Source organism: Thioclava sp. NS-SX20 (assembly GCF_057380695.1).
Genome location: NZ_CM170816.1, coordinates 948,266 through 968,703, shown reverse-complemented (window position 1 = coordinate 968,703; position 20,438 = coordinate 948,266). Strand labels below are relative to the sequence as shown.

Genomic DNA, 20,438 nt, shown 5'->3' with positions numbered 1-20,438 from the left:
TGTCTGTTCCTTTTCTCAGTAGACCGAATGCGAGTTATTGGTGATCTCGTCTTCGGTGACCTTACCCCAGAGCACCTTATAGACCCAGCTCGTATAGGCGATGATGATCGGCACGAAGATCACCGCACAGACCAGCATGATGAAGAGGGTCAGATGCGAGGAGGACGAATTCCACACCGCCAGCGACGAATTCAGCGCGCTGCTCGAGGGCATGATGAAGGGGAACATCGTCAGGCCGACCGAAGAGATCACGCCCAGCACCGACACGCCCGATAGCAGCATGGTCGACACCTCACGCCCCGCTTTCAGCCCCAGATAGGTGAGCAAGGCGCAAACGATCCCCAAAGCCGGTGCAATCACGATCCACGGACGCTCGCCATAGGCGGTCAGCCAGGTCGAGGAGCGTTCGACGGTGAAGTAGAGCGGATTGGACGGACCGTCGGTGACCACATCTCCGGCAAAGGTGAAGCCCGGAATGAAGGCCAACCAGATACCGGCCAGCACATAGGCTGCCACAGCCACCAGCGCGGCTTTGGACCCGATGGCACGCGCACGGGCGGCCACATCGCCTTCGGCCTTGAGGTTCACCCATGCGCCGCCATGCATGATCAGCATGGACAGCGAGACCACCCCTGCCAGAAGCGAGAAGGGATCCAGCAGACCGATGAACTTGGTATACCACGCGCCTTCATAGACGGTGTGCAGGTCATCGGTCAGGTGGAACGGCACGCCCTGGATCACGTTGCCCACGGCCACACCGAAGAGCAGGGCCGGAACCGCACCCGAGATGCACAGCGCCCAGTCCCAGTTACGGCGCCATGTCACGCTGTCGCGTTTGGAGCGGTATTTGAAGGCCACGGGGCGCACGATGAAGGAGGCAAGTACCACGAACATCGCCAGATAGAAGCCCGAGAAGCTGACCGCATAAAGCGGCGGCCAAGCGGCGAAGATCGCGCCACCGCCCAGAATGAACCAGACCTGGTTGCCTTCCCAGACGGGGCCTACGGTGTTGATCACCACGCGGCGCTCGGTATCGGTGCGGGCGATGAAGGGGATCATCGCAGCCGTTCCCATATCGAACCCGTCAGTGGCCGCGAAGCCGATCAGCAAGATGCCCAGCAGCACCCACCAGATCACCCGCAAGATGTCATAGCTGATTAAATCATGAAGGATCATAGCAATTTACTCCGCAGGTTCCGCGATGGCATCGGCATGGCCTCTGCCGCTCAGACGTGCCCGATGGGCCTCCATCCAGCTTTCGGTTTCCGCGACATCCTCATGCGGGCCTTTGCGGATATATTTCAGCATCAGACCCATCTCGATGATGAACAGCACCGTGTAGAAAAGGATGAACCCGGCAATGGTCATCAGCAGTTCGGTGGCCGAAAGCGACGAGACCGAAAGTGCGGTGGGCAGGATACCGTCCACAGTCCACGGCTGACGCCCGAACTCGGCCACGAACCACCCCATTTCGGCGGCAATCCACGGCGCGGGGATCATCCAGACGGCGACATGCAGCATCGGGCGCGGATAGTTCATCCCCTTGAAGGACGCGCGGTAGAACATATAGGCCATCGTGCCGATGAACAGGAAGCCAAGCGCTGCCATCACACGGAAGGCCCAGAAAAGCGGCCAGACGGTGGGAACGGTATCATTGGCGGCCTGCTTGATCTGCGCGTCGGTCGCCTGACGCGGATCGTCGATATATTTCTTCAGCAGGAAGGCATAGCCCAGATCGGCGGAGTGATCCTCGAAGGTTTTCATCACCTCGGGCGCTGTGGCGGCGCGGTCCTGACGGACCGTCATCAGCGCGTCATAGGCGATCAGACCGTTGCGGATGCGTTCTTCCGAGGTTTTCACCAGATCCGCGATACCGGGGATCGGCGTATTCAGCGAGCGTGTACCGATCAGGCCCATCACATAGGGAATATGGATGGCGTAATGGGTTTCGCGCGCAGTCTGGTCGGGGAAGCCGAAGGCGGTGAACGGTGCGGGTGCCGGTTCGGTTTCCCACATCCCCTCGATCGCGGCCAGTTTCATCCGCTGGGTATGGGTGGCGTTATAGCCCGACTCGTCGCCCAGAAGCACGACCGACAGCGCCGAAGCCAGACCGAAGGCCGCAGCCACGGTGATCGAACGGCGGGCAAGCTCGGTATGGCGCCCGCGCAGCAGATACCATGCCGAGACACCGATCACGAAGACCGACGCCGTCACATAGCCCGCCGAAACGGTATGGACGAATTTCGCCTGAGCCACCTCGTTGAACAGCACCTCGAAGAAATTCACCATTTCCATACGCATGGTCATCGGATTGAATTCCGCGCCCACGGGGTTTTGCATCCAGCCATTGGCGATCAGGATCCACAGCGCCGAGAAGTTCGACCCGATGGCGACAAGCCATGCCACGACGCAATGCGCGATCTTCGACATCTTGTTCCAGCCAAAGAAGAACAGGCCGACAAAAGTGGCTTCGAGGAAGAACGCCATCAGGCCTTCAATGGCCAGCGGGGCGCCGAAAATATCGCCCACATAATGGCTGTAATAGCTCCAGTTCATACCGAACTGGAATTCCATGGTGATGCCGGTGGCAACCCCAAGGGCAAAGTTGATCCCGAACAAAAGGCCCCAGAATTTGGTCATCTGGCGCCAGATCGGGCGGTTGGTCATCACATAGACCGTCTCCATGATCGCCACGAGGATCGACAGACCCAGCGTCAGCGGCACGAAGAGGAAGTGATACATCGCAGTCATGGCAAATTGAAACCGTGACAGCTCGACGATACCGAAATCCATATCCTCAGCTCCTAGCGGGAAAGATGAGTTTCCCATTCGCGTTTTTCGATATGAGCGACCTACGCCTGTTGCGGAGGGCGCTCCTTGATCTGCGTCAAAAAGTAGAAATCAAATGCCTGTTTCGATTTTTACGGTTTTATCGGCGAAAACAACCTCAGATTGCCTATGAGAAGCCATTATGATGGTAGAGTTCAAAAGATAATCACGAATACCTTTTAAAACCTCGGCGGCGGTCTTCTGGTCCAGCCCTTCGGTGGGTTCGTCCAGCAAGAGCACCTCCGGCCTGCGCAGAATCGCGCGGGCAAGCGCCACGCGCCGCGCCTCGCCCCCCGAAAGCCCCTCGCCCCGCGCCCCGATCCGCATCTGCAACCCGCCCCGCGCGACACTCACCCGCTCGAGCGCGCAGGCCCGCAGCGCGGCCTGCATATCCTCGGGGGTGATCGTCTCGCAGCCCAGCCGCAGATTGTCTTCCAGAGTGCCCGCAATCAGCGCGCTACGCTGTGGCACCAGCACCACCGATGCCCGCAGCGCGGCCTCGTCCAATGTGGCAAGCGCAGTGCCGTTCAGCCGCATCTCCCCCGACGCCACCGGCAACAAACCGGCCAGCGCAAGAAGGACGGTGCTCTTGCCGCCGCCGCTCGGAGCCGTCAGCGCCACCGTCTCGCCCTGCGCCGCCGTCAGGGAAAGGTCGCGAACCACCGGCAGACGGGTGCCCGGACGCGCGATCGACACCCGCTCCAGCACCACTCGCGGGCCGGTCCGTGCGACAGGCGCCCCCCCCGCAGGCCGCACCGGATCCGCCGCCGGAACGCCAATCTGGACACGCACCCGATGTGCAGCCATCCGCATCCGCCCCAGATCGGGGGCCAGACGACGCAGCGGGGCCAGAGTCTCGGCCAGTCCCAGCGCGGCGAAAAATCCAAGCGAGGCAAAGGCGGGCGCGAAGTCTCCGGCACTGACCGCCGCCACGCCCAGCCCCAGCGCCCCTGCCGCGATGCCCTGTGTCAGCAGGTTGAGCAGCACCCCGACCCGACGCTCTGCCGCATCCTGCCCCTGTGCCCCCGCCGCCTGACGGATCTCGGCCCCGCCAACGCGCGCGGCCTGTTCGGGCAACCGCCCATAGACCGCCAGATCGCGCCTTGCGCGGATCATATCGATCAGGGCGCTGCGAAAGTCCTGACTGGCCCTCTCGCGCGCGGTGGCCCCCTGCGCGGCCAGACGCGCCGCCACACTCAGGATCAGCCCGCCCCCCAGCACATAGCCCAGTGAAATCCATGCCGCGATCTGCCCGCCCAGCAGCCAGTGCAGCCCCAGATAGACCACCAGATGCGTCGCCAGCGCCGCCATGACCGGCAAGAACAGCCGCAACGATACCCCGTCCAGCGCATCGACATCCGCCGTCAGCCGGTTGAGCGCCTGCGCCCCCCTGATCCGCGTCATCCGGCCAAAGGAGGCCCCCAGAAAGCTGCGCAGGATATCGGCCCGCAGATGCTCCAGCCCGCGCAGCGTCGCATCATGGGTCAGCAGCCGTTCCCCATAGCGCCCCGCCGCTCGTCCGAGAGCCAGAAACCGCACCAGTGCCGAAGGGCGGAACACGTCGAACATCGCCCCCACACCGGCAAGCCCTGCTGCTGCCGCCGCCACGATGAACCAGCCCGACAGAGCCAATAGCGCCGCCCCCATGAACAGCACCACAAAGCTCAGCCCCCCCCCACGGATCATCGCCCAGCGATGCGCCCGCAACAGACGCCAGAAAATGGCCAAGAGATCTTTCATAGCCCGTCCTCCAACCGGATGATCCGGTCCATACGCTGCGCAAGCGCCATATCATGGGTGGCCACCAGCACCCCCATCCCCCCGGCATGGGCGGCCAGAATCCCGTCGCTGACCAGTCGCGCCGTCTCTTCGTCAAGATCGGCGGTCGGCTCGTCGGCCAGAAGCAGATCGGGGGTGCGCGCCAATGCACGCGCCAGCATGATCCGCCGCGCCTCCCCGCCGGACAAACCGCCACCGGTTTCCCCCAGCGTGGTCTCGAGCCCTTCCGGCAGCGCGCGCACCACATGGGCCACGCCCGCCCGTTCCAGCGCCGGCCAAGGGTCGGCTCCTTCCGGCAGCATCAGGCTGTCGCGCAGGCTTCCCGACAGGAAATGCGGAGTTTGCGGCATCCAGCCCAGCCGCGCCCGCCAGCCATCGGCCCGCTCGGGCACAAGGGCCTGTCCGGCCACATCGATCCGGCCTGCATCGGGCTGCAAGATCCCCGCCACCAGCCGCAGCAACGTGGTTTTTCCAGAACCGGACGGCCCCACCAGCGCCACACTCTCGCCCGGGGACAGGTGCAGATCGGGCAAGGCGCGCCCATGCACCACCAGCCCCGTCGCCGCAATCTGGCAGCGCCCCGCCACAGGGGTGGCCTGCCCCCCCGACCCGATCAGCGGGGCCGGACGGGCCTGCATCCAGTCCTCGATCTCGGCCCCGACCGCCTCGGCCGAGGCGCGGTCATGCCATGCCGCCGACAGGTCACGCAGCGGCTGGTAGAATTCGGGCGCAATCAACAGCAGGAAAATCCCCGCCTCGGGGCTCAGCGTTCGTCCCCATGTGCCAAAGCCGATCTCGCCCAAAAGCGAGAAGCCGACAAACACCGCCACCATCGCCACACCGATCGCCGAGAAGAGTTCGAGCACGGTCGAGGACAGGAAGGCCACCCGCAGCACCGCCATCGTGCGCTGGCGCAGGCGGCCTGTCTGGGCCTCGAACCCCGCCATCACCTGCTTTTGCGCCCCGAGCACGCGGATATCGAGCACCGCGCCCAGCCGTTCGACCAGCAGGTCGTTCAGGCTGCCGACCTCGTCGAGCTGGCGCATCGAGGCTTCCTTTGCAGCCATGCCTACCAGCGCCATGAACACCGGAATAAGCGGGCCCGAGATCGCAAAGATCACCGCCACCGCCCAAGAGGGCCACAGCGCCAGTACCAGAAACAGCAAAGGCACCACGGCCACCCGAAACTGCGCGGGCATATAGCGGGTGATATAGGGCTTGAGCAGGTCCGTTTTCTCTGCCGCCAGCGCCGCAATCGCTCCCGCACCACCAAACGCGCTTTCTTCGCCGCAGGACGCTTCCTGCGCCACGATCTGCAGGCGCAACCGGTGCAGCACCTGATTGGCCGCCCGCTGCGCCATATGCTCGGCGGCCCATCCCAGCCCAGCACGCAGAGCCCCCAGTGCCAGAAACACCAAAGCGGCGCGCAGCGGATCGGACGGCCTACCCAGCAGCAGCCCTCCCAGCACATGCGCCACAAGCAGCGCCTGAAGCGGCCAGACCAGCGCGGCCAACACCGACAGGCCGGACGCCGTCCGCAGCTGCCGCTGTTCCGGCGTCATCAACGACCGCAGCAGCTTGCGCCCGCGCCGCGCACGGATCAGCGCCTCGTCCGCTGCGGGGGATGCCCCGCTTGCCTCGCCCGCCTCGCCCCTTGGTTCGCCCCTTGGTTCGCCCGTGAGCTCGCGCCCCGGTTCGCGCCCCGGTTCGCTCTGTGAGTGGCCCATCCTGTGCACCCCGTCCTCGCTTTGTTGCGTCCGGCTTTAACGGCAATCCGCAAAAGTCCATTTGATCTGCATCATTTCAACGGGAAAAAGCGCAGGCGCAATATATGTTTGCCCGCTGCAAGAGCGGCGGAAGCGGGCGCTATGGGTTGGGCCTTTTCAGCGCAGCCGAAGCATGGCAAAATCGCCCCATGAGCAATGTCACCAATCTCAACCAGTTCCGCAAAGCCAAGGCCCGTGCCGGAAAGCGCGCACAGGCGGATGCCAATGCGGTGAAATTCGGGCGCAGTAAAGCCGAGCGCGCCCGTGACGAGGCCAGCGAAAGCGCCGCCTCGCGCCATCTGGATGGCCACAAGATCACACCGCCCAAGGCGGACCCCACCCCATGAGCCGCCCGCGCAAGCATTCGCTGACCCTGGGCCGACACCGCACATCGGTGACGCTGGAAGAAGAGTTCTGGCAGGCATTCCGCGACATTGCGCGCGACAGGGATCAGGGGATCAACGCGCTGGCCGCCGAGATTGATGTGGCCCGTGGTATGGAGATGGGGCTGGCCACCGCCATCCGGCTGTTCGTGCTGCGTCATTACCGTGCGCAGGCAGAGAACGCTGGGCCGAAGGCGGCTCCGGCCTCAGAGGGCTAGGCCGCCATGCCGCACGGCCTCCTCGCAGGCGGCCGCGAGGCTTTTGCGATTGGCCTGATCCCTGACGCGCAGCGCCGGATGGAAATCCAGCACGATCCGCCCGCCACGTTTTGCCACCAGCACTTTGCGCAGATGCGGCCCCAAGGGCATATCGCCCCACCAGCCATAAAACCGCGGATCTTCCCCCTCGGGGGCGATATAGCGCAGGGTCACGGGCTGGACCCACATGCGCTCTTTCAGATCCTCGGTAAAGAACGCCTGAAAAAGCGTTGATTTGAAAGGAAGAATTCGTTGTGTGTCGGTGGAAGTGCCTTCTGGAAAAAACAGCAGGCGATGGCCCGCGCGGATACGGTCTTCAAAAAGCTGCGCCTGCTGGGCCGCCTCGCGACGGTCGCGGCGGATAAAGACGGTGCCTGCCGCCCGCGCCAGTCCGCCAATGCCCGGCCAGCCCGCCACCTCGGCCTTTGCCACAAAGAACACATTCACCGCCGCATTCAGTGCCAGAATATCCAGCCATGATCCGTGATTGGCCACCACCGCGCCCGGATGGGTCATGGGCCGCCCTTCGACGTGATAGGCAATCCCCAGTATCGCCACCGCCGCCCGCGACACCAGACGCGGCACATGGGCTGACCAGCGCCTGTCGCGCCTGCCGCAGAGCCGCTCCGCCGCAGAAACCAGCCCCAGCACAAGCAGACCGGTCGCAAGGCACAGGCCCAAAGCCAGCAGCCGCCCGACCAGGCGCCAGCGGTCTCCGGCCCGCGCGGGCGGCAATGCGGGCGGCGGTCCGCCCTCCCATGTCGGAGACGGCGGGCTCATAGAGGCGCCCTGCGGGTATAGAAGCTGCGATGTTTCCCGCTCATGGCTTTGGTATCCATCATCACCAGCACATCGGTCGTATTGAACGCATGATCCACAAACGCCCCCTCGCCGACATAGCCGCCAAGCTTGAGATAGGATTTGATCAGATTGGGCATGGCCGTCATGGCCTGCCGCCGGTCAAGCGCGTCGGGCGGGACCAGATTCATAGGCTGGAAAGCCCGCTCCTGCGCCCGTGCCCGTAATCCGGCGGGCGCAAGGTGATGATGGTGCAACCACGCCAGAGGCATCCTGAGCGCCGCGATATCGGTGCCATGAAAAGACGCCACACCGAACAGGATCTCGATCCCATGCGTGAGCACATATTCCGCCAGACCGTTCCACAGCAGAAACATGGCCGCCCCCCCGCGGTGATCGGGATGCACGCAGGAGCGCCCCAGCTCCAGCATCGGCCGCCCCAAAGCCCTGAGCGGCGTCAGGTCGTATTCGGCATCGCAATAATAGCGCCCGAACGCCTCTGCCCGCTCCGACCGCAGCAGCCGGTAGACCCCCACCACATGCGCCAGACTGGCCGGATCCCTCTCGGGGTCCACCAAAAGCAAATGATCGTAAACGGGGTCGAAAGCATCGCATTCCAGCTGGCGGGCATGGTCCACCATCTCGCCCCCGCCCCCCAATTCGGTTACAAAGACCTGATAGCGTAGTCGTTGCGACGCAAGAAGATCCTCCTGACTGGCCGCAAGACGGATCTCTAAACGACTGGTTTCCATCATGTTTTCTTCCGGTCACTTCTCAGAAGGGTCACGCCTTGCGCCTGTTGTGGCGAGCCACCCGCCAAAAGGCAAGTCCGGCAAGGACGGCTGGCAAAGAAAGAATACCCAAGCGGCCCCCTTTCACGTTAACCTTTCATCAACTTTAATCTTCAATAACGAGAGTCAAAGCAATGAAGCGCCCGTCAATCACCTGTTTACCCGCTTCGCGGAAATTGACAGTGATCTTGTCGCCTATGCGCGATTGCACCTGACCCACACCCCATTCCGGCGCTTTCGGGTTCCGGACCAACATCCCCGGCTCAAGGAATTCGTTCATGACTGCCCTGTCTTCTCCGTTGCTTCCCTCTGACGCCAGCGCCGAACCTTCCGAGGCCGATCTTGTGGCCCTTGTCGGGTCGCGCCTGTGTCATGACCTTATCAGCCCTTTGGGCGCAATCAGCAATGGGGTAGAATTGCTGGCCATGTCGGGCGGCGCGATGAGTCCGGAAATGCAACTGATCGCCGAAAGCGTCAGTGCTGCGAATGCGCGCGTGAAATTCTTCCGTGTGGCCTTCGGGCAGGCCAATACCGAACAGCGCGTCAGCCAGAACGAAATCCGCAGCCTTCTGTCCGAGATGTCAGCGACCGGGCGCACGAAATTCGACTGGCAGGTTGACGGGGACCAACCGCGCCATCTGGTCAAAATGGCCTATCTGGCGATTCTGTGTATGGAAACCGCGCTGCCCTTCGGCGGGCGTCTGGTGATTACCGAACATAATGGCGAATGGCATCTGGTTGCGGAAACGCGGCGCACCAAACCCGATGACGCGCTCTGGCAGGCGCTTGCGGGGCACGCTCCGGCAGATCTGCGCCCTGCGCAGGTGCAGTTCATCCTGCTGCCGCGCGAAGCCGAGACATATGGCCGCCATATCGACTGGCAGATCAACGAAACCGAAGCACGGATGAACTTCTGATCAGCCGCCCGAGCTACAGGGCCGTGCCGTGCCGCGGTCCTGCGCAAACCACGTTCCCTGCCGCATTGGTGCCGGATCACGGCCTGTGAGGATCCGCACCATATTGGACACCGCGCCGCAATCCCGCGCCTCCTGCCGGTTCAGCACCTCCTCCACCCGCGCCGGATCGCCCGACAGGATCAGGTCGATATGGTGATCCACAGTCACCTGCTGCGTCACGGGACGCATCTGGTAGAGGCTGTGCAAAAACGCCTGCAGAAAGATCCGTCGCTCGGGGTCGGCCTTCATCCGTGCGAAAGCCGCCTCCGAGATCGCAAACCTGAAGATCTTGTCGACATGCCCCGACGCCACGGGCAGTTCATAGACCAACCCTTCGGGACCGATTTCCACGATCCCGTCCCATAGATGGTCGAAGCGATATATCTCTCTCATGTCACCTGCCCGCAAGCGCGGCCTCCGGCTGCCTGCCAGCACCGTAGGAGAGTGCTGCCATAAAAACGGGGGGCATATCCGGCCGCACGATACCTGCCCCGTGCGAGCCGCCTGCCCCGTGCGAGCCAAATGGCGCGGCGCATCCGTCAGGCGTTCTCCGATACCTGCCGTTTTCCCGGGGCCACCCCTTTGCCTAGGCGCGGATCGTGCCGTCGCCCGTCACAAGATATTTGAACGAGGTCAGCTGTTCGGCCCCCACAGGCCCGCGCGCATGCATCTTGCCGGTGGCAATCCCGATCTCGGCCCCCATCCCGAATTCGCCACCATCGGCAAACTGGGTCGAGGCATTATGCATCAGGATCGCGCTATCGAGCCGTTGGAAAAAGCGCGCGACGGGGGCCGGATCCTCGGCGATGATGGCCTCGGTATGGTTCGAGCCGTAGCGGCGGATATGGGCAATCGCGCCATCCACCCCGTCCACGATTTTCGCGGCGCAGATCATATCAAGGAACTCGCGCCCGTAATCGTCATCGGCGGCTTCCACCACCCCCTCGGTCGCCAGAAGATCCCCCTGCCCGCGCACTTCTACGCCTTTGGCCAGAAGATCGCGGATCAGCACATCGCCATATTTTGCCCAGAAACCCTGATCGATCAGCAGACATTCCATCGCGCCGCAGATACCGGTGCGGCGGGTCTTGGCATTGAGGACCACACGGCGGGCTTTCTCCAGATCGGCGCTGCCATCGACATAGATGTGGCAGATGCCCTCCAGATGCGCAAAAACCGGCACGCGCGCCTCGCGTTGCACCAGCCCCACCAGCCCCTTGCCGCCGCGCGGCACGATCACGTCGATATACTCGACCGCCTGCAGCATGGCGGCCACGGCGTCACGGTCGCGGGTGGGCACAAGCTGGATCGCGGCTTCGGGCAGGCCTGCGGCCTTCAGCCCCTCGACCAGACAGGCATGGATCGCGCGCGAGGAATGGAAGCTTTCGGACCCGCCACGCAAAATCACGGCATTGCCGGATTTGAGGCAGAGCGCGCCCGCATCGGCCGTCACATTGGGACGCGATTCATAGATGACCCCGATCACCCCCAGAGGCGTGCGCACGCGCTGGATATGCAACCCTGTGGGGCGGTCCCATTCGGTGATCACGGCGCCCACGGGATCGTACTGCGCGGCAATGGTGCGCAGGCCCTTGCAGATCCCCTCGATCCCCGCCTCATCCAGCTTGAGGCGGTCCATCATGGCCGGCGTCAGACCTTTGGCCGCGCCATAGGCCAGATCCTCGGCATTGGCCGCGATGATCTCGGCGCGGCGTGCCCAGACAGTATCGGCGGCGGCTTCAAGGGCTTGGGTCTTCTGAGGCGCTGGTGCGAAGGCCAGCTCTCTTGCGGCCTCACGGGCAGCGGCACCGAGGGTGTCGATCAGCTGCTTTGCATCCAACGCATCTTTCATCCGTCTACTCCTTTTGTGACACTCCGCATATAGCGGCCCGTCCGGTGCAAAAGAAGCCTAAAACGACAAAGGCACCCCGAAGGGTGCCTGATGACGGGAAGATGGTGGCGCGGTTGACGGGGCTCGAACCCGCGACCCTCGGCGTGACAGGCCGATACTCTAACCAACTGAGCTACAACCGCACAGCATCTCCAAACTCCAATTCCGAAACAGTGGCGCGGTTGACGGGGCTCGAACCCGCGACCCTCGGCGTGACAGGCCGATACTCTAACCAACTGAGCTACAACCGCGCATATGTTTCGGCTTTGGGCGACTTGAGTGAGGATGATGGCGCGGTTGACGGGGCTCGAACCCGCGACCCTCGGCGTGACAGGCCGATACTCTAACCAACTGAGCTACAACCGCTCTCATCCTCTCCGGCATCGCCCGGAGCGTGGGGTGGGTAATACGGGCCAGTATCGCGCCCGTCAAGCACGGTTTCGCATTCTTTTCAAAAAAACACGAAATCCCCGCCGCGCGCCGTTGGAAACCTTTGAAAACAACGCGTGTTCAAGGCGTTGCCGCCCCTTCATGGGGGCCAGCGCGGCACTGACCCTGCGGGAATCAGAAGAGATTTCCGCCAGAAATCTGTCCGGTGCCCGCCCCCTTCATAGCCGGATCACTCCGGCAGCGGGATAAACTCGTCGCGATCCGTCGGCGGCAGGCGGAATCGCCCATGCATCCAGTCGCCCGCCCGCCACGCCTCTTTGGCGGCCTCGATCCGTTCTTTCGAGGAGGCCACGAAATTCCACCAGATATAGCGCGGACCTTCCAGCGTCGCGCCCCCCAGCACCATAAGCCGCGCGCCCTGCGTCCCCGCCCGCAGCGAGATCCGGTCGCCGGGACGGAAAATCAGCATCCGTCCCGCCTCATAGGTCGCATCGCCCACGCGCACCTGCCCGCGCAGCACATAGACGCCGCGATCCTCGTGATTGTCGGGCAAGGGCAAGGCCGCCCCTGCGGCAAGCTCGGCATCGGCGTAAAACAGTTCCGACGGCATCTTCAGCGGCGCTTTCGCGCCCCAAGCCTCGCCCAGCACCAGCGTCACTCTCTTGCCTTCGGCCTCCAGCTCGGGCAGCGTCCCCGCCTCCGAATGCACGAATTCCGGCGCGTGATCCTCTGCATCCTTGGGAAGCGCGACCCAGGTCTGGATGCCGAACATCGTATCTCCGGTCACACGCAGGTCTTCATCTGTGCGCTCGGAATGGGTGATCCCGTGGCCCGCATTCATCCAGTTCACCGCACCGGGGGTAATCCACTGATCGGTCCCGAGGGAATCGCGATGATGCAGCCGCCCCTGCAGTAGATAGGTGACCGTGCCCAGACCGATATGCGGGTGCGGACGGATATCCACCCCCTTCTGACCCGACAGGAATTCGACCGGCCCGATCTCGTCAAAGAAGATGAACGGTCCCACCATCTGCCGCTTGGCCGAAGGCAGCGCGCGCCGCACCTCGAAAGACCCAAGATCACGCGCCCGTGGCACGATCTCCATATCGACCAGATCCACGGCATCGCCAATCGGGATATCGGCATCGAGAATCGGGTTCCAGCTCATCTTGGCGCTCCATCATGGCATCATTTGCTGGGGAGAAATGTGGCAGCTTCGGGGGCAAATGAAACAGGCACAGGCGCGCAGACCCTGTGCAGGGGCCGCAGGGCACCGCAACGGCGCGGGGCTGAGCAACGGCGCGGGGCTGCGCCTTTCAACCAGCCCAGCCGTCCAGCCAGCCCGCTCTTTGAGCCAACACGACTTTAGCCAACACGACGGGCGTGAAACAGGATCTGCCCGCGCGGCAGCTTCTTCGGGTCCTCGCGCAGCGACCAGCCGGTGTCGCGGGCCATCCCGTGAACGGTCCCGGCCCGCATGTCATGGGGAGCACGCGCCGCATGGGTCACCACCCCGTCCCGCTGACGATAGGGCAGCTCCGCCTCTATCTCGTCGGGGCGCAGAAACACCGTGAACATGAACAGTTCGAGCTGCGGGAGCCGCTGCAGATTGCGCAGGCATATGGCCAGATTTTCGGGCGGCAGATGCGGAAACACCCCGAAGGCGATCGCATGGGTGATGCGTTCGGGGATATCCGGAAATTCGAAACCGCTATCCTCGACCAGCTGCGCAGGGTCCAGACGCGCCGGATCGGCCAGTTCACGCCCATGCCCGACCAGCATCAGCGCGCGTGAGGCATCCGTTGCCCAGTAATGGCCGGGGTCGAGATACTCGACCACCTTGCAGCCCAGACGCAGCGGCCCCGCCCCGATATCCAGCAGGTGGTGATGCGGCAGCACTCCGGCCTCTTCGATAATCTCCATCTGCCGCTCGCCGGTCTCTTCCCAGCGCCCGCCGACGATATCGCGATGCATGCCTTTGGCCAGCATATCCGCGTAAAAGCCGGGGCGGGTATAGGGCGCGTGGGAATAGGACATTCGCTCTCTCGCAGAAAGGCGCGGCAAGGCGCGGGACAGTCAGGACATCCGGCGGACCATGCCGGAGGGCAGCGCCGTCTCATAACGGGGCATCTCCAAGCCGGCAAGCCCCTTCCCCGTTGGCGCGCGGCCTGCATGAATCCCGCCCTCTCGCGACCGGTGCGGGATCGGCTGTGCGGTGCTAGACTGCCCTCCGGTCGCGGAAAATCTCGATGGTGGGCACGCGCTCGACAAGATAGGCCCCATCGGCCTTCTGGATAACCTTCGTGCCGTCTTCGAGCGTGTATTTGACCGGACCGCCCACACAGAGATCTCGGCCAGAGGGCAATGTCCGCATCACGCGCGCCCGCCATGCCTGAACCGTGTAGCGGTTCCCCGAGGCATCAAGACAAACAAATGTATATGCAACCTGCATGATGGCGCAGCTCCCTCCGAGACGCACAATATGGCATGCCCATTCTGTTCCAGAACCGGCAATAAAGATGCATATGCAAAACATCAATCAAATAAATTGGAGCATTCAATCCAATTATTGATTTATATATTTCATCTGTATATTATAAGCGGGTAACGTGTTTTGCATAACGAGTATCGGGTGCGGCCCAGACCGCGCCTGCCCTTACCTTGTTTTCCTGCAAGATCTGACGGCTGATCTCCGGAAGGCCCATTCCGCAGCCGCTCTGCTTGCAGGCCATCAGGACCGGCTCCGAAACCTGGCACCAGCAAGGCCGCGCCAGGTTTCGGGGGGCTTGTGAAATCGACCAATGTCGCGATTGAAAGATCGCCGACCCCGGCCCATATTGATGATGTAACGAGTTTCGGGCGCGGGGTTCACACCGTCGTAACAGCCCCGCGCCCATTCACCCCCCTTCCTGACATCGCCTGATACACGGCCTGCCTACGGCCAAGCCCCTGTCTTGTGACAGGCGCCCCTTGTCGCAGGGGAAGGCTTTGCATCTTGCGGCGGACCGGAAGCAGGTATACCAATCGACCTACCTTCAAGGAGGTCGCCGCGTGATGCCCCACCCCCGAACCGGACACACCGCCCATGACCGCCTCCTGCAGGCGGCGATGGAGCTCTTTTACAGTCACGGCATCAACGGCACGGGGATCGACGCGATCATCACCCGCGCAGGCGTCGCAAAGAAAAGCCTCTACAACAACTTCGCCTCGAAAGCGGATCTTGTCGGCCAGTATATCGAGGCCCGCCACGCCGAATGGCTGGCCCTTTACGATCGGCGACTGGCGCAGGCCGTAGATCCGCGCGCGCGGGTTCTGGCCGTGTTCGAGGCCTATCAGGATCATGCCGAACAGGCCTATGAGCGCGGTTTTCGCGGCTGCGGATTGCTGAATGCCGCCGCCGAACTGGAGGCTGGCGACCCTGCACGGGACGCCGTGCGCCGCCATAAAGAACAGGTCGAAGCCATTCTGGCGCAGCATCTTCAGGCCATGCTGCCCGAAACGCCGGATCGGGCCGCCGCACTGACCGCCCATATCGCCTTTCTGCTGGAGGGCGCGATGATGCGGGCAGGCCTTGAAGGCAACAATGCGCAGATGATACGCGCCAAGGCCCTGATCACCGACCTGCTGGAGAGGCTGTGAGATGAGCGCAAGCTATGGCAAGGGCGTCGCGGCCATTCTCTTTGCGGCCTGTGTCTGGGGCACCACCGGCACCGCTGCAACCTTCGCCCCCGATGTCAGCGCCGCCGCAATCGGCGCGGCCGCAATGGGGATCGGCGGCATTGCACAGGCCCTTCTGGCCGTGCGCGGGATCAACCGCGCCGCCCCCGCCCTCTGGGCAGACCGGACCCTGCTTGTGGCAGGCGCTCTGGCGGTGGCCATCTATCCGCTGGCCTTTTACGGCGCGATGCGGCTTGCCGGTGTCACAGTGGGCACGGTGGTCACGATCGGCTCGGCCCCGCTGCTCTCCGCGCTGATCGAATATGCGTTCGACAAAACACGGCTGAGCCTGCGCTGGGGCATCAGCGCCGCGGTCGGATTGCTCGGCATGACGTTGATTTGTCTGGCAGAACAACTGCCCGACACCCCGCTGGACAAAGGACATGACACGATCATCGGCATCCTGCTGGGCATCTTGGGGGGGCTGACTTACGGGCTTTATGCCTGGACCGCACGTCGTATGATGCTGCGGGGGCTGCCCTCCTCTGTCGCGATGGGTGCCACGTTCGGCTTGGGCGGGGTGCTTCTGATGCCGGTCCTTCTGGGCACGGGCGGCGCGTTTCTTATGTCTTGGTCGAATGCCGCTGTAGGGCTTTATATGGCCGCCGTGCCCATGTTTCTGGGCTATCTCTGCTTCGGCTACGGCCTCGCCCATGTCGAGGCCAGCACAGCCACGACCATCACCCTCCTCGAACCCGTCATCGCCGCCATTCTGGCCATTCTCGTCGTCGGCGAACACCTCCCTCCCTTGGGCTGGGTCGGCGTGGCACTGGTGGTGGGATGCCTCACCCTTCTCACCCTGCCACCCGGTTCCGCAGATCGAAAAACAAAGCCACCCCCATCGTAAGCGCCCTGAATAAAGACCATCCTCAACCCAAAGGCGTCCTTTGTGTCTGTCGGGGACCAGACGCGAAATGAAAAGGAGGCAAGGCCCAACCCGCCTGCCCGCCTGCCCGCCGAGATCCGGCGCGCCTGTGAACTTGGCCAGAAAATGGCATGGAAACGCGGCGTGCGCATAAACCTATCAGACATCACCCCACATACCCTAAAGCATACTGCAATCACATGGACATTGCAGAAAGGCGCGTCCATCTGGGACACTGCCGAATACTTCGGGACGAGCGTCCAGACCATTGAGAAGACCTATGGACATCACAGCCCGCATTTCCAAGAATCTGCGCTGGATGCCATCGATAAACGGGCATAATTTAGCGAAATCCGGACTTATAACGGACTTGGCGCGGAGTGCGAATTCTCTAACTAATTGAATTTATGGCGCACCCAAGAGGATTCGAACCTCTGGCCTCTGCCTTCGGAGGGCAGTTCCGGCGTATTTGTTCACGTTAAGAACACTGTTTTCCCTGCATTTCGTTCACGTTCAGAAGCATTCAGGCGCACCGTAACCGTTACGCGTAACAGATACGGACACCATAACGCCGAAAGTGATGGGGAGCCAACCGGCTCCCCGTCTTTGTTTGCATCAGGCCGCGTCACGCACCCAGATCACACCATCATAGGCGTAGCCCGACAGGAGCGTCTGCACGAGCTCCAGACGGCCGGTCCCGTCCGTCGTGAACTGCGCCGAGACGATCGAGGTCGGGTCCGCCGTGCCGCTATGCTCGACGCTGGTGCCGTCCGATCCCGTCCAGAGCGCATTGGTCACGCTGGTCGATTTGCGCGAGGCCGTGAAGTCGATATCGAGCACCGTGTTCGGGGCCGCATACAGCTCGATTTTCACCGCCTGCGCGGTATTCCACGAACAGGACCGGCGCGTGAACTCGATGTAATCCAGAGTGCCCTGCCACTCGGCGTTCCCGTCCGCACGGCCCGTCGAGTTATAAAGCACCGCCGCCCCGGTATAGGTGCCCTTCGCCGTCAGGCCCCCATAGCTGCCGTCGTAATTCAGCACCTTATCGGCAGGGCCATCGAAGTATTCTCCCGTCTCGGTGAAGGACAGGCGGTGACAGCCATGCACCATCTGGGGCGAGATGACGATGAAAGCGTTCGTGGCCGAAGTATCGATTTCAGGCGCGAACTGCGTCCAGTCATATTGGCTCGGGATTCGGCGCGACTTGAGAAGCGGCGCCAAGCGTTCGGCAAACCAGCCGCGCAGCCGCTCCTGCCCGTCCGCGTCCGGATGCACGATATCATCAGTCTCGAAGAAATGCGCCCGATTCGCATAGACCCAATCGTTGAAGCAGGTCGCTGCGGTCATGTCATCGTAATACCCGTCGGCAAACAGCGTGCTCTTGGCCGCCAGCAGTTTCGCCTTGAGCCAGCTGTTGTAATTGGCCGCGGTCGAGACTGCACCCGCCTTGGTGGTGACATAGGGCGTGCGCCAGCTGATATCGGACCAGAGCACCTGCCCCGGGCGCGTGGCGATGACCGCGAGCATGGCGTCGACCTCGGCCTCGAAAGTCGCCTGATCCTGCCCGCTGGTCGCGTTATTGCCGCCCGCATGCAGGCAGAACAGCGTGTCATTGCCGGGATAGGCGTCCAGCGCCTCCTGCAGAAGCGGCATGACTTGGGCCACCGTATAGCCGCCCACCGCGCGGCAACGGACCTCGACCCCCGGCGCGCCATTGGCCGCCAGCTTGGCCTCCATATCGGCCCAGGAGCCGCCCGAGGAATCCTCGGCAAGGCTGGCCCCACCGAAGGTGCGGTTCATAATCGAGGCCCCGACAAAGACGATGCGCTTGAAGCCACCGCCGCCCATGCCCGGGCGCGGGCGAGGACGCGGATAACCAAAGGGCGGGCGCGGGCCACCACGTGAGGGGAAACGTGCCATGATATTATGCTCCTATTCAGGGGTTTATTGGCGTGTGCGTCATTGCGCACGGTCATAGGTTTCAACGGCCACGCGGCGGCGGCCATCGCAGGCAATCAGCTCGTCACCGAGGCGGGTGATGCTCACCGCGTCATCAGCCAGCGTCCCGCCTGTCGCCAGCAGGGACGCCGGAGACGCGCACGGAAGGCGCGCGGCAGCGGGCAGTTGGACTTGCGGGCGCGGCGGGTCATCGGCCACCACCGGCCCAGTGCTGCTGGATTGACTGCAGGCGGTCAGCAGGGATGCCAGCGCCAGACAGGCCAGCGTCGGTTTCGAGTTCATCAATCAGCCTCCTTTGGGCGGTGTCGCGTTCGCCCTGCGCAACCAGCAGGGCGCGTTCGGCCTCGGCCAGCGCGTCGTTGGCGGCGTTGGTGCGGGCGGTTGCGGCATCCCTCTGAGCGAGGGCTGCGGCCAGATCATCGGCGTGGGTTTCTGCGGCCTCGGCCCGTGCCGCCTCGATGCGGGCAGACATGCGCCAGCCCTGCACCGTCCAGCCTGCGAGAAATGCGATGACCAGCACCGCGATTGGGATCAGGCTGCGGATTGACACAGGTCACACTCGGCGCTGCGACGATTGACCAGCCCGAGGATCACGCGTCCGCCCGCCTTATTCCACCACGTCAGCGCCTTGCACGCGCCATCGATATCGCCAGCATTCAGGCGACGTGTGGCCGTGCTGCGCCCCGCGCTGGAAATGCCGACATTGATCGCGAAGCTTGTCCACGCTGCCCCACGACTCGCCGTGATCCGGTCCTTGAGCGTGGCCTTGGTGAGATAGCCGGACACGCCGCGCCAGTATTCCAGCGCCTCGGCCTGCATGATGGCCTCACATTCGGCCCGCGTCTTGGTCATGCCGATATAGACGCCGCGCGTGGTGCCCGCGCAAATCGTCGGCACCCCCACAATGTCCAGATATGCCTTGAGCCGCATGCCTTCCCATTGCTCGATATGCGGCAGGGCCACGGCCATGATCTGCGTCTCGCTGACTGCGGCACCGACTACCAGCGGGCCACGGCTGGGCGCATCAGCCCGCGCCACCCCAACCGATGCCAGGACAATGATCAACAGGACCGCCAGCATCCGCAACCATTGCACCCACGCTGCCGAGGTCTGCCGCACAAGCCGACCGGCTAGACCGGCGATCAGCAGGCCGACAACAAGACACCAGCGCAGCACGGGGTCCATGTCGATGCCAGTGGCGGCAAAAACAATCTCGGGCGCGATCAGCACCACCAGACCGAGGACGTTGAACCAGAACGAATACGCAAGGATAACGACGCGCCATGCGTCGGGAATGAGCTTCATTGTTTTCTCCATGAAAACCCCGCCGGAGGGGCGGGGGATTAGGGCAAGATCCGGAATGGAACTTCGGGGCTTCGCAAGGGCGGCACGTTGGGGCATTTCTCCGGCCAGTCCACGACGAGGAAGGCCATCGCCAGCCCGTCGCCAGTCGGCTCCACCCCGTCATCGGCGGGGATGCGGGCCGAGAACCGCGACACCTGCCAGGTGTCATCAAGTGGCATCGGCACCGTCCAGCCATCGCCATCGCTGTTCGATTTGCCGGTGAACAGATGCACCCGCCCACCGCCGTTCACAAAATAGGCCCGCGAACGCGGCGTGCCGCAATCGCGCAGCTTGCGCATGCGCCATTCGTGAAACACCAGCCCACCGATCCGGCCCGCACTGACGCTATTGCCGATGCTGGCAAAGCGGATCGGTGGGCTGCTATCGAGTGCCTTCGCCTTCTCTAGGCTGGCGATACGCTCGACCACCTTATTGACCGTCTCAGCCACCCGCGCCTGAGTCTCGGATATCGTGGCGATGGTGGATTGCTGCTGCTCGATGGAGGTCCGGACATCGCGCAGATCCGCCGCCGTCACCCCGATCTGGGCGGCGATAAACCCCGAAAGCCAGCCCTCGATACGCGGCTGCAAGGTCCAAACCATAGCCCCCCAGATGACACCCGCCGCCGTGACCGTTGCACCGACATTACGCACGAAGGCAAACCAGCCCGCTTTTGTCGTTTCTTTCATGCTCGCCTCATAAAAAAGCCC

At 63.3% G+C, this 20,438-nt stretch carries 23 protein-coding genes and 4 tRNA genes; 6 read left to right on the top strand and 21 right to left on the bottom strand.

Going from position 1 to position 20,438, the window contains the following annotated elements:
- Nucleotides 1–15 precede the first annotated feature (15 nt).
- From cydB to cydD, 4 genes are all read right to left on the bottom strand, one after another.
- Nucleotides 16–1,176 (bottom strand): cytochrome d ubiquinol oxidase subunit II, encoded by a 1,161-nt coding sequence (cydB, locus tag AC2ISB_RS04885; RefSeq protein WP_339107193.1) that lies wholly within the window; start codon nucleotides 1,174–1,176, stop codon nucleotides 16–18.
- A gap of 6 nt (nucleotides 1,177–1,182) precedes the next feature.
- Nucleotides 1,183–2,793: a cytochrome ubiquinol oxidase subunit I gene (locus AC2ISB_RS04880; RefSeq protein WP_339107192.1), complete on the bottom strand. Its 1,611-nt coding sequence runs from the start codon at nucleotides 2,791–2,793 to the stop codon at nucleotides 1,183–1,185.
- Nucleotides 2,794–2,901: 108 nt separating this feature from the next.
- Nucleotides 2,902–4,569 carry an amino acid ABC transporter ATP-binding/permease protein gene (locus tag AC2ISB_RS04875; protein WP_486576373.1) on the bottom strand — a complete coding sequence of 556 codons (1,668 nt, stop codon included), beginning with the start codon at nucleotides 4,567–4,569 and terminating at the stop codon, nucleotides 2,902–2,904.
- A complete protein-coding gene (gene cydD / locus AC2ISB_RS04870; RefSeq protein ID WP_486576371.1) occupies nucleotides 4,566–6,335 on the bottom strand; it encodes a thiol reductant ABC exporter subunit CydD in 1,770 nt (589 codons plus the stop codon). The genes AC2ISB_RS04875 and cydD overlap by 4 nt, the downstream gene beginning before the upstream one ends.
- 188 nt (nucleotides 6,336–6,523) lie before the next feature.
- On the opposite strand from cydD, the gene AC2ISB_RS04865 reads away from it, so the two are divergent.
- Both AC2ISB_RS04865 and AC2ISB_RS04860 read left to right on the top strand, forming a co-directional pair.
- On the top strand, nucleotides 6,524–6,721 hold the full coding sequence (locus AC2ISB_RS04865) for a DUF4169 family protein (RefSeq protein ID WP_339107189.1): 198 nt from the start codon (nucleotides 6,524–6,526) through the stop codon (nucleotides 6,719–6,721).
- Complete coding sequence (locus AC2ISB_RS04860) at nucleotides 6,718–6,975, top strand: ribbon-helix-helix domain-containing protein (RefSeq protein ID WP_339107188.1); 258 nt, start codon at nucleotides 6,718–6,720, stop codon at nucleotides 6,973–6,975. The genes AC2ISB_RS04865 and AC2ISB_RS04860 overlap by 4 nt, the downstream gene beginning before the upstream one ends.
- Here the strand turns inward: AC2ISB_RS04860 and olsA are convergent.
- The 3 genes from olsA to AC2ISB_RS04845 all read right to left on the bottom strand — a co-directional run bounded on the left by olsA (nucleotide 6,964) and on the right by AC2ISB_RS04845 (nucleotide 8,883).
- Complete coding sequence (gene olsA / locus AC2ISB_RS04855) at nucleotides 6,964–7,794, bottom strand: lyso-ornithine lipid O-acyltransferase (protein ID WP_406720660.1); 831 nt, start codon at nucleotides 7,792–7,794, stop codon at nucleotides 6,964–6,966. The genes AC2ISB_RS04860 and olsA overlap by 12 nt on opposite strands.
- The gene (olsB, locus tag AC2ISB_RS04850) at nucleotides 7,791–8,567 is read right to left on the bottom strand and encodes an L-ornithine N(alpha)-acyltransferase (protein WP_406736712.1); all 777 of its coding nucleotides are present in this window, start codon (nucleotides 8,565–8,567) and stop codon (nucleotides 7,791–7,793) included. The genes olsA and olsB overlap by 4 nt, the downstream gene beginning before the upstream one ends.
- A 142-nt stretch (nucleotides 8,568–8,709) precedes the next feature.
- Nucleotides 8,710–8,883, bottom strand: a complete 174-nt coding sequence (locus tag AC2ISB_RS04845) for a DUF3553 domain-containing protein (RefSeq protein ID WP_339107186.1) — start codon at nucleotides 8,881–8,883, stop codon at nucleotides 8,710–8,712.
- Here AC2ISB_RS04845 and AC2ISB_RS04840 point away from each other — a divergent pair.
- Nucleotides 8,882–9,520, top strand: coding sequence for a histidine phosphotransferase family protein (locus AC2ISB_RS04840; RefSeq protein ID WP_339107185.1), 639 nt, complete (start codon nucleotides 8,882–8,884; stop codon nucleotides 9,518–9,520). The two genes, AC2ISB_RS04845 and AC2ISB_RS04840, sit on opposite strands and share 2 nt — an antisense overlap.
- On the opposite strand, the gene AC2ISB_RS04835 is transcribed toward AC2ISB_RS04840, so the two are convergent.
- The 8 genes from AC2ISB_RS04835 to AC2ISB_RS04800 all read right to left on the bottom strand — a co-directional run bounded on the left by AC2ISB_RS04835 (nucleotide 9,521) and on the right by AC2ISB_RS04800 (nucleotide 14,292).
- Nucleotides 9,521–9,952: a hypothetical protein gene (locus AC2ISB_RS04835; RefSeq protein ID WP_486576368.1), complete on the bottom strand. Its 432-nt coding sequence runs from the start codon at nucleotides 9,950–9,952 to the stop codon at nucleotides 9,521–9,523. It abuts the gene before it with no gap.
- A 193-nt stretch (nucleotides 9,953–10,145) separates the two neighbouring features.
- On the bottom strand, nucleotides 10,146–11,411 hold the full coding sequence (locus AC2ISB_RS04830; protein ID WP_486576366.1) for a glutamate-5-semialdehyde dehydrogenase: 1,266 nt from the start codon (nucleotides 11,409–11,411) through the stop codon (nucleotides 10,146–10,148).
- Between the two features lie 105 nt (nucleotides 11,412–11,516).
- Nucleotides 11,517–11,593 (bottom strand) — tRNA-Asp (locus AC2ISB_RS04825).
- Between the two features lie 31 nt (nucleotides 11,594–11,624).
- Nucleotides 11,625–11,701: transfer RNA gene (locus AC2ISB_RS04820), tRNA-Asp, on the bottom strand.
- Nucleotides 11,702–11,739: 38 nt separating this feature from the next.
- Nucleotides 11,740–11,816: transfer RNA gene (locus AC2ISB_RS04815), tRNA-Asp, on the bottom strand.
- A gap of 253 nt (nucleotides 11,817–12,069) precedes the next feature.
- Nucleotides 12,070–13,008, bottom strand: coding sequence for a pirin family protein (locus tag AC2ISB_RS04810; protein WP_339107182.1), 939 nt, complete (start codon nucleotides 13,006–13,008; stop codon nucleotides 12,070–12,072).
- A 197-nt stretch (nucleotides 13,009–13,205) separates the two neighbouring features.
- Nucleotides 13,206–13,877: a class I SAM-dependent methyltransferase gene (locus AC2ISB_RS04805; protein ID WP_406736715.1), complete on the bottom strand. Its 672-nt coding sequence runs from the start codon at nucleotides 13,875–13,877 to the stop codon at nucleotides 13,206–13,208.
- Between the two features lie 181 nt (nucleotides 13,878–14,058).
- The gene (locus AC2ISB_RS04800; protein ID WP_406736716.1) at nucleotides 14,059–14,292 is read right to left on the bottom strand and encodes a hypothetical protein; all 234 of its coding nucleotides are present in this window, start codon (nucleotides 14,290–14,292) and stop codon (nucleotides 14,059–14,061) included.
- Between the two features lie 602 nt (nucleotides 14,293–14,894).
- Here AC2ISB_RS04800 and AC2ISB_RS04795 point away from each other — a divergent pair.
- Genes AC2ISB_RS04795 through AC2ISB_RS04785 form a run of 3 tightly spaced genes read left to right on the top strand, consistent with a single transcriptional unit; the run spans nucleotide 14,895 to nucleotide 16,764 of the window.
- The gene (locus AC2ISB_RS04795; RefSeq protein ID WP_406736717.1) at nucleotides 14,895–15,479 is read left to right on the top strand and encodes a TetR/AcrR family transcriptional regulator; all 585 of its coding nucleotides are present in this window, start codon (nucleotides 14,895–14,897) and stop codon (nucleotides 15,477–15,479) included.
- Between the two features lies 1 nt (nucleotide 15,480).
- Nucleotides 15,481–16,404, top strand: a complete 924-nt coding sequence (locus AC2ISB_RS04790; RefSeq protein WP_486576363.1) for a DMT family transporter — start codon at nucleotides 15,481–15,483, stop codon at nucleotides 16,402–16,404.
- 42 nt (nucleotides 16,405–16,446) lie between these two features.
- Nucleotides 16,447–16,764 (top strand): site-specific integrase, encoded by a 318-nt coding sequence (locus AC2ISB_RS04785; protein WP_486576361.1) that lies wholly within the window; start codon nucleotides 16,447–16,449, stop codon nucleotides 16,762–16,764.
- Between the two features lie 66 nt (nucleotides 16,765–16,830).
- On the opposite strand, the gene AC2ISB_RS04780 is transcribed toward AC2ISB_RS04785, so the two are convergent.
- From AC2ISB_RS04780 to AC2ISB_RS04755, 6 genes are all read right to left on the bottom strand, one after another.
- Nucleotides 16,831–16,953: transfer RNA gene (locus tag AC2ISB_RS04780), tRNA-OTHER, on the bottom strand.
- 84 nt (nucleotides 16,954–17,037) lie between these two features.
- The gene (locus AC2ISB_RS04775) at nucleotides 17,038–18,345 is read right to left on the bottom strand and encodes an SGNH/GDSL hydrolase family protein (protein WP_486576359.1); all 1,308 of its coding nucleotides are present in this window, start codon (nucleotides 18,343–18,345) and stop codon (nucleotides 17,038–17,040) included.
- Between the two features lie 39 nt (nucleotides 18,346–18,384).
- Entirely contained in the window at nucleotides 18,385–18,582 is a 198-nt protein-coding gene (locus AC2ISB_RS04770) for a hypothetical protein (protein ID WP_486576357.1), read from the bottom strand.
- Entirely contained in the window at nucleotides 18,572–18,934 is a 363-nt protein-coding gene (locus AC2ISB_RS04765; protein WP_486576355.1) for a hypothetical protein, read from the bottom strand. Before AC2ISB_RS04765 ends, AC2ISB_RS04770 begins: the two co-directional genes overlap by 11 nt.
- A complete protein-coding gene (locus tag AC2ISB_RS04760; protein ID WP_486576353.1) occupies nucleotides 18,916–19,689 on the bottom strand; it encodes a lysozyme in 774 nt (257 codons plus the stop codon). The genes AC2ISB_RS04765 and AC2ISB_RS04760 overlap by 19 nt, the downstream gene beginning before the upstream one ends.
- 38 nt (nucleotides 19,690–19,727) lie before the next feature.
- Nucleotides 19,728–20,417 carry a hypothetical protein gene (locus tag AC2ISB_RS04755; protein ID WP_406720375.1) on the bottom strand — a complete coding sequence of 230 codons (690 nt, stop codon included), beginning with the start codon at nucleotides 20,415–20,417 and terminating at the stop codon, nucleotides 19,728–19,730.
- Nucleotides 20,418–20,438: the final 21 nt, after the last annotated feature.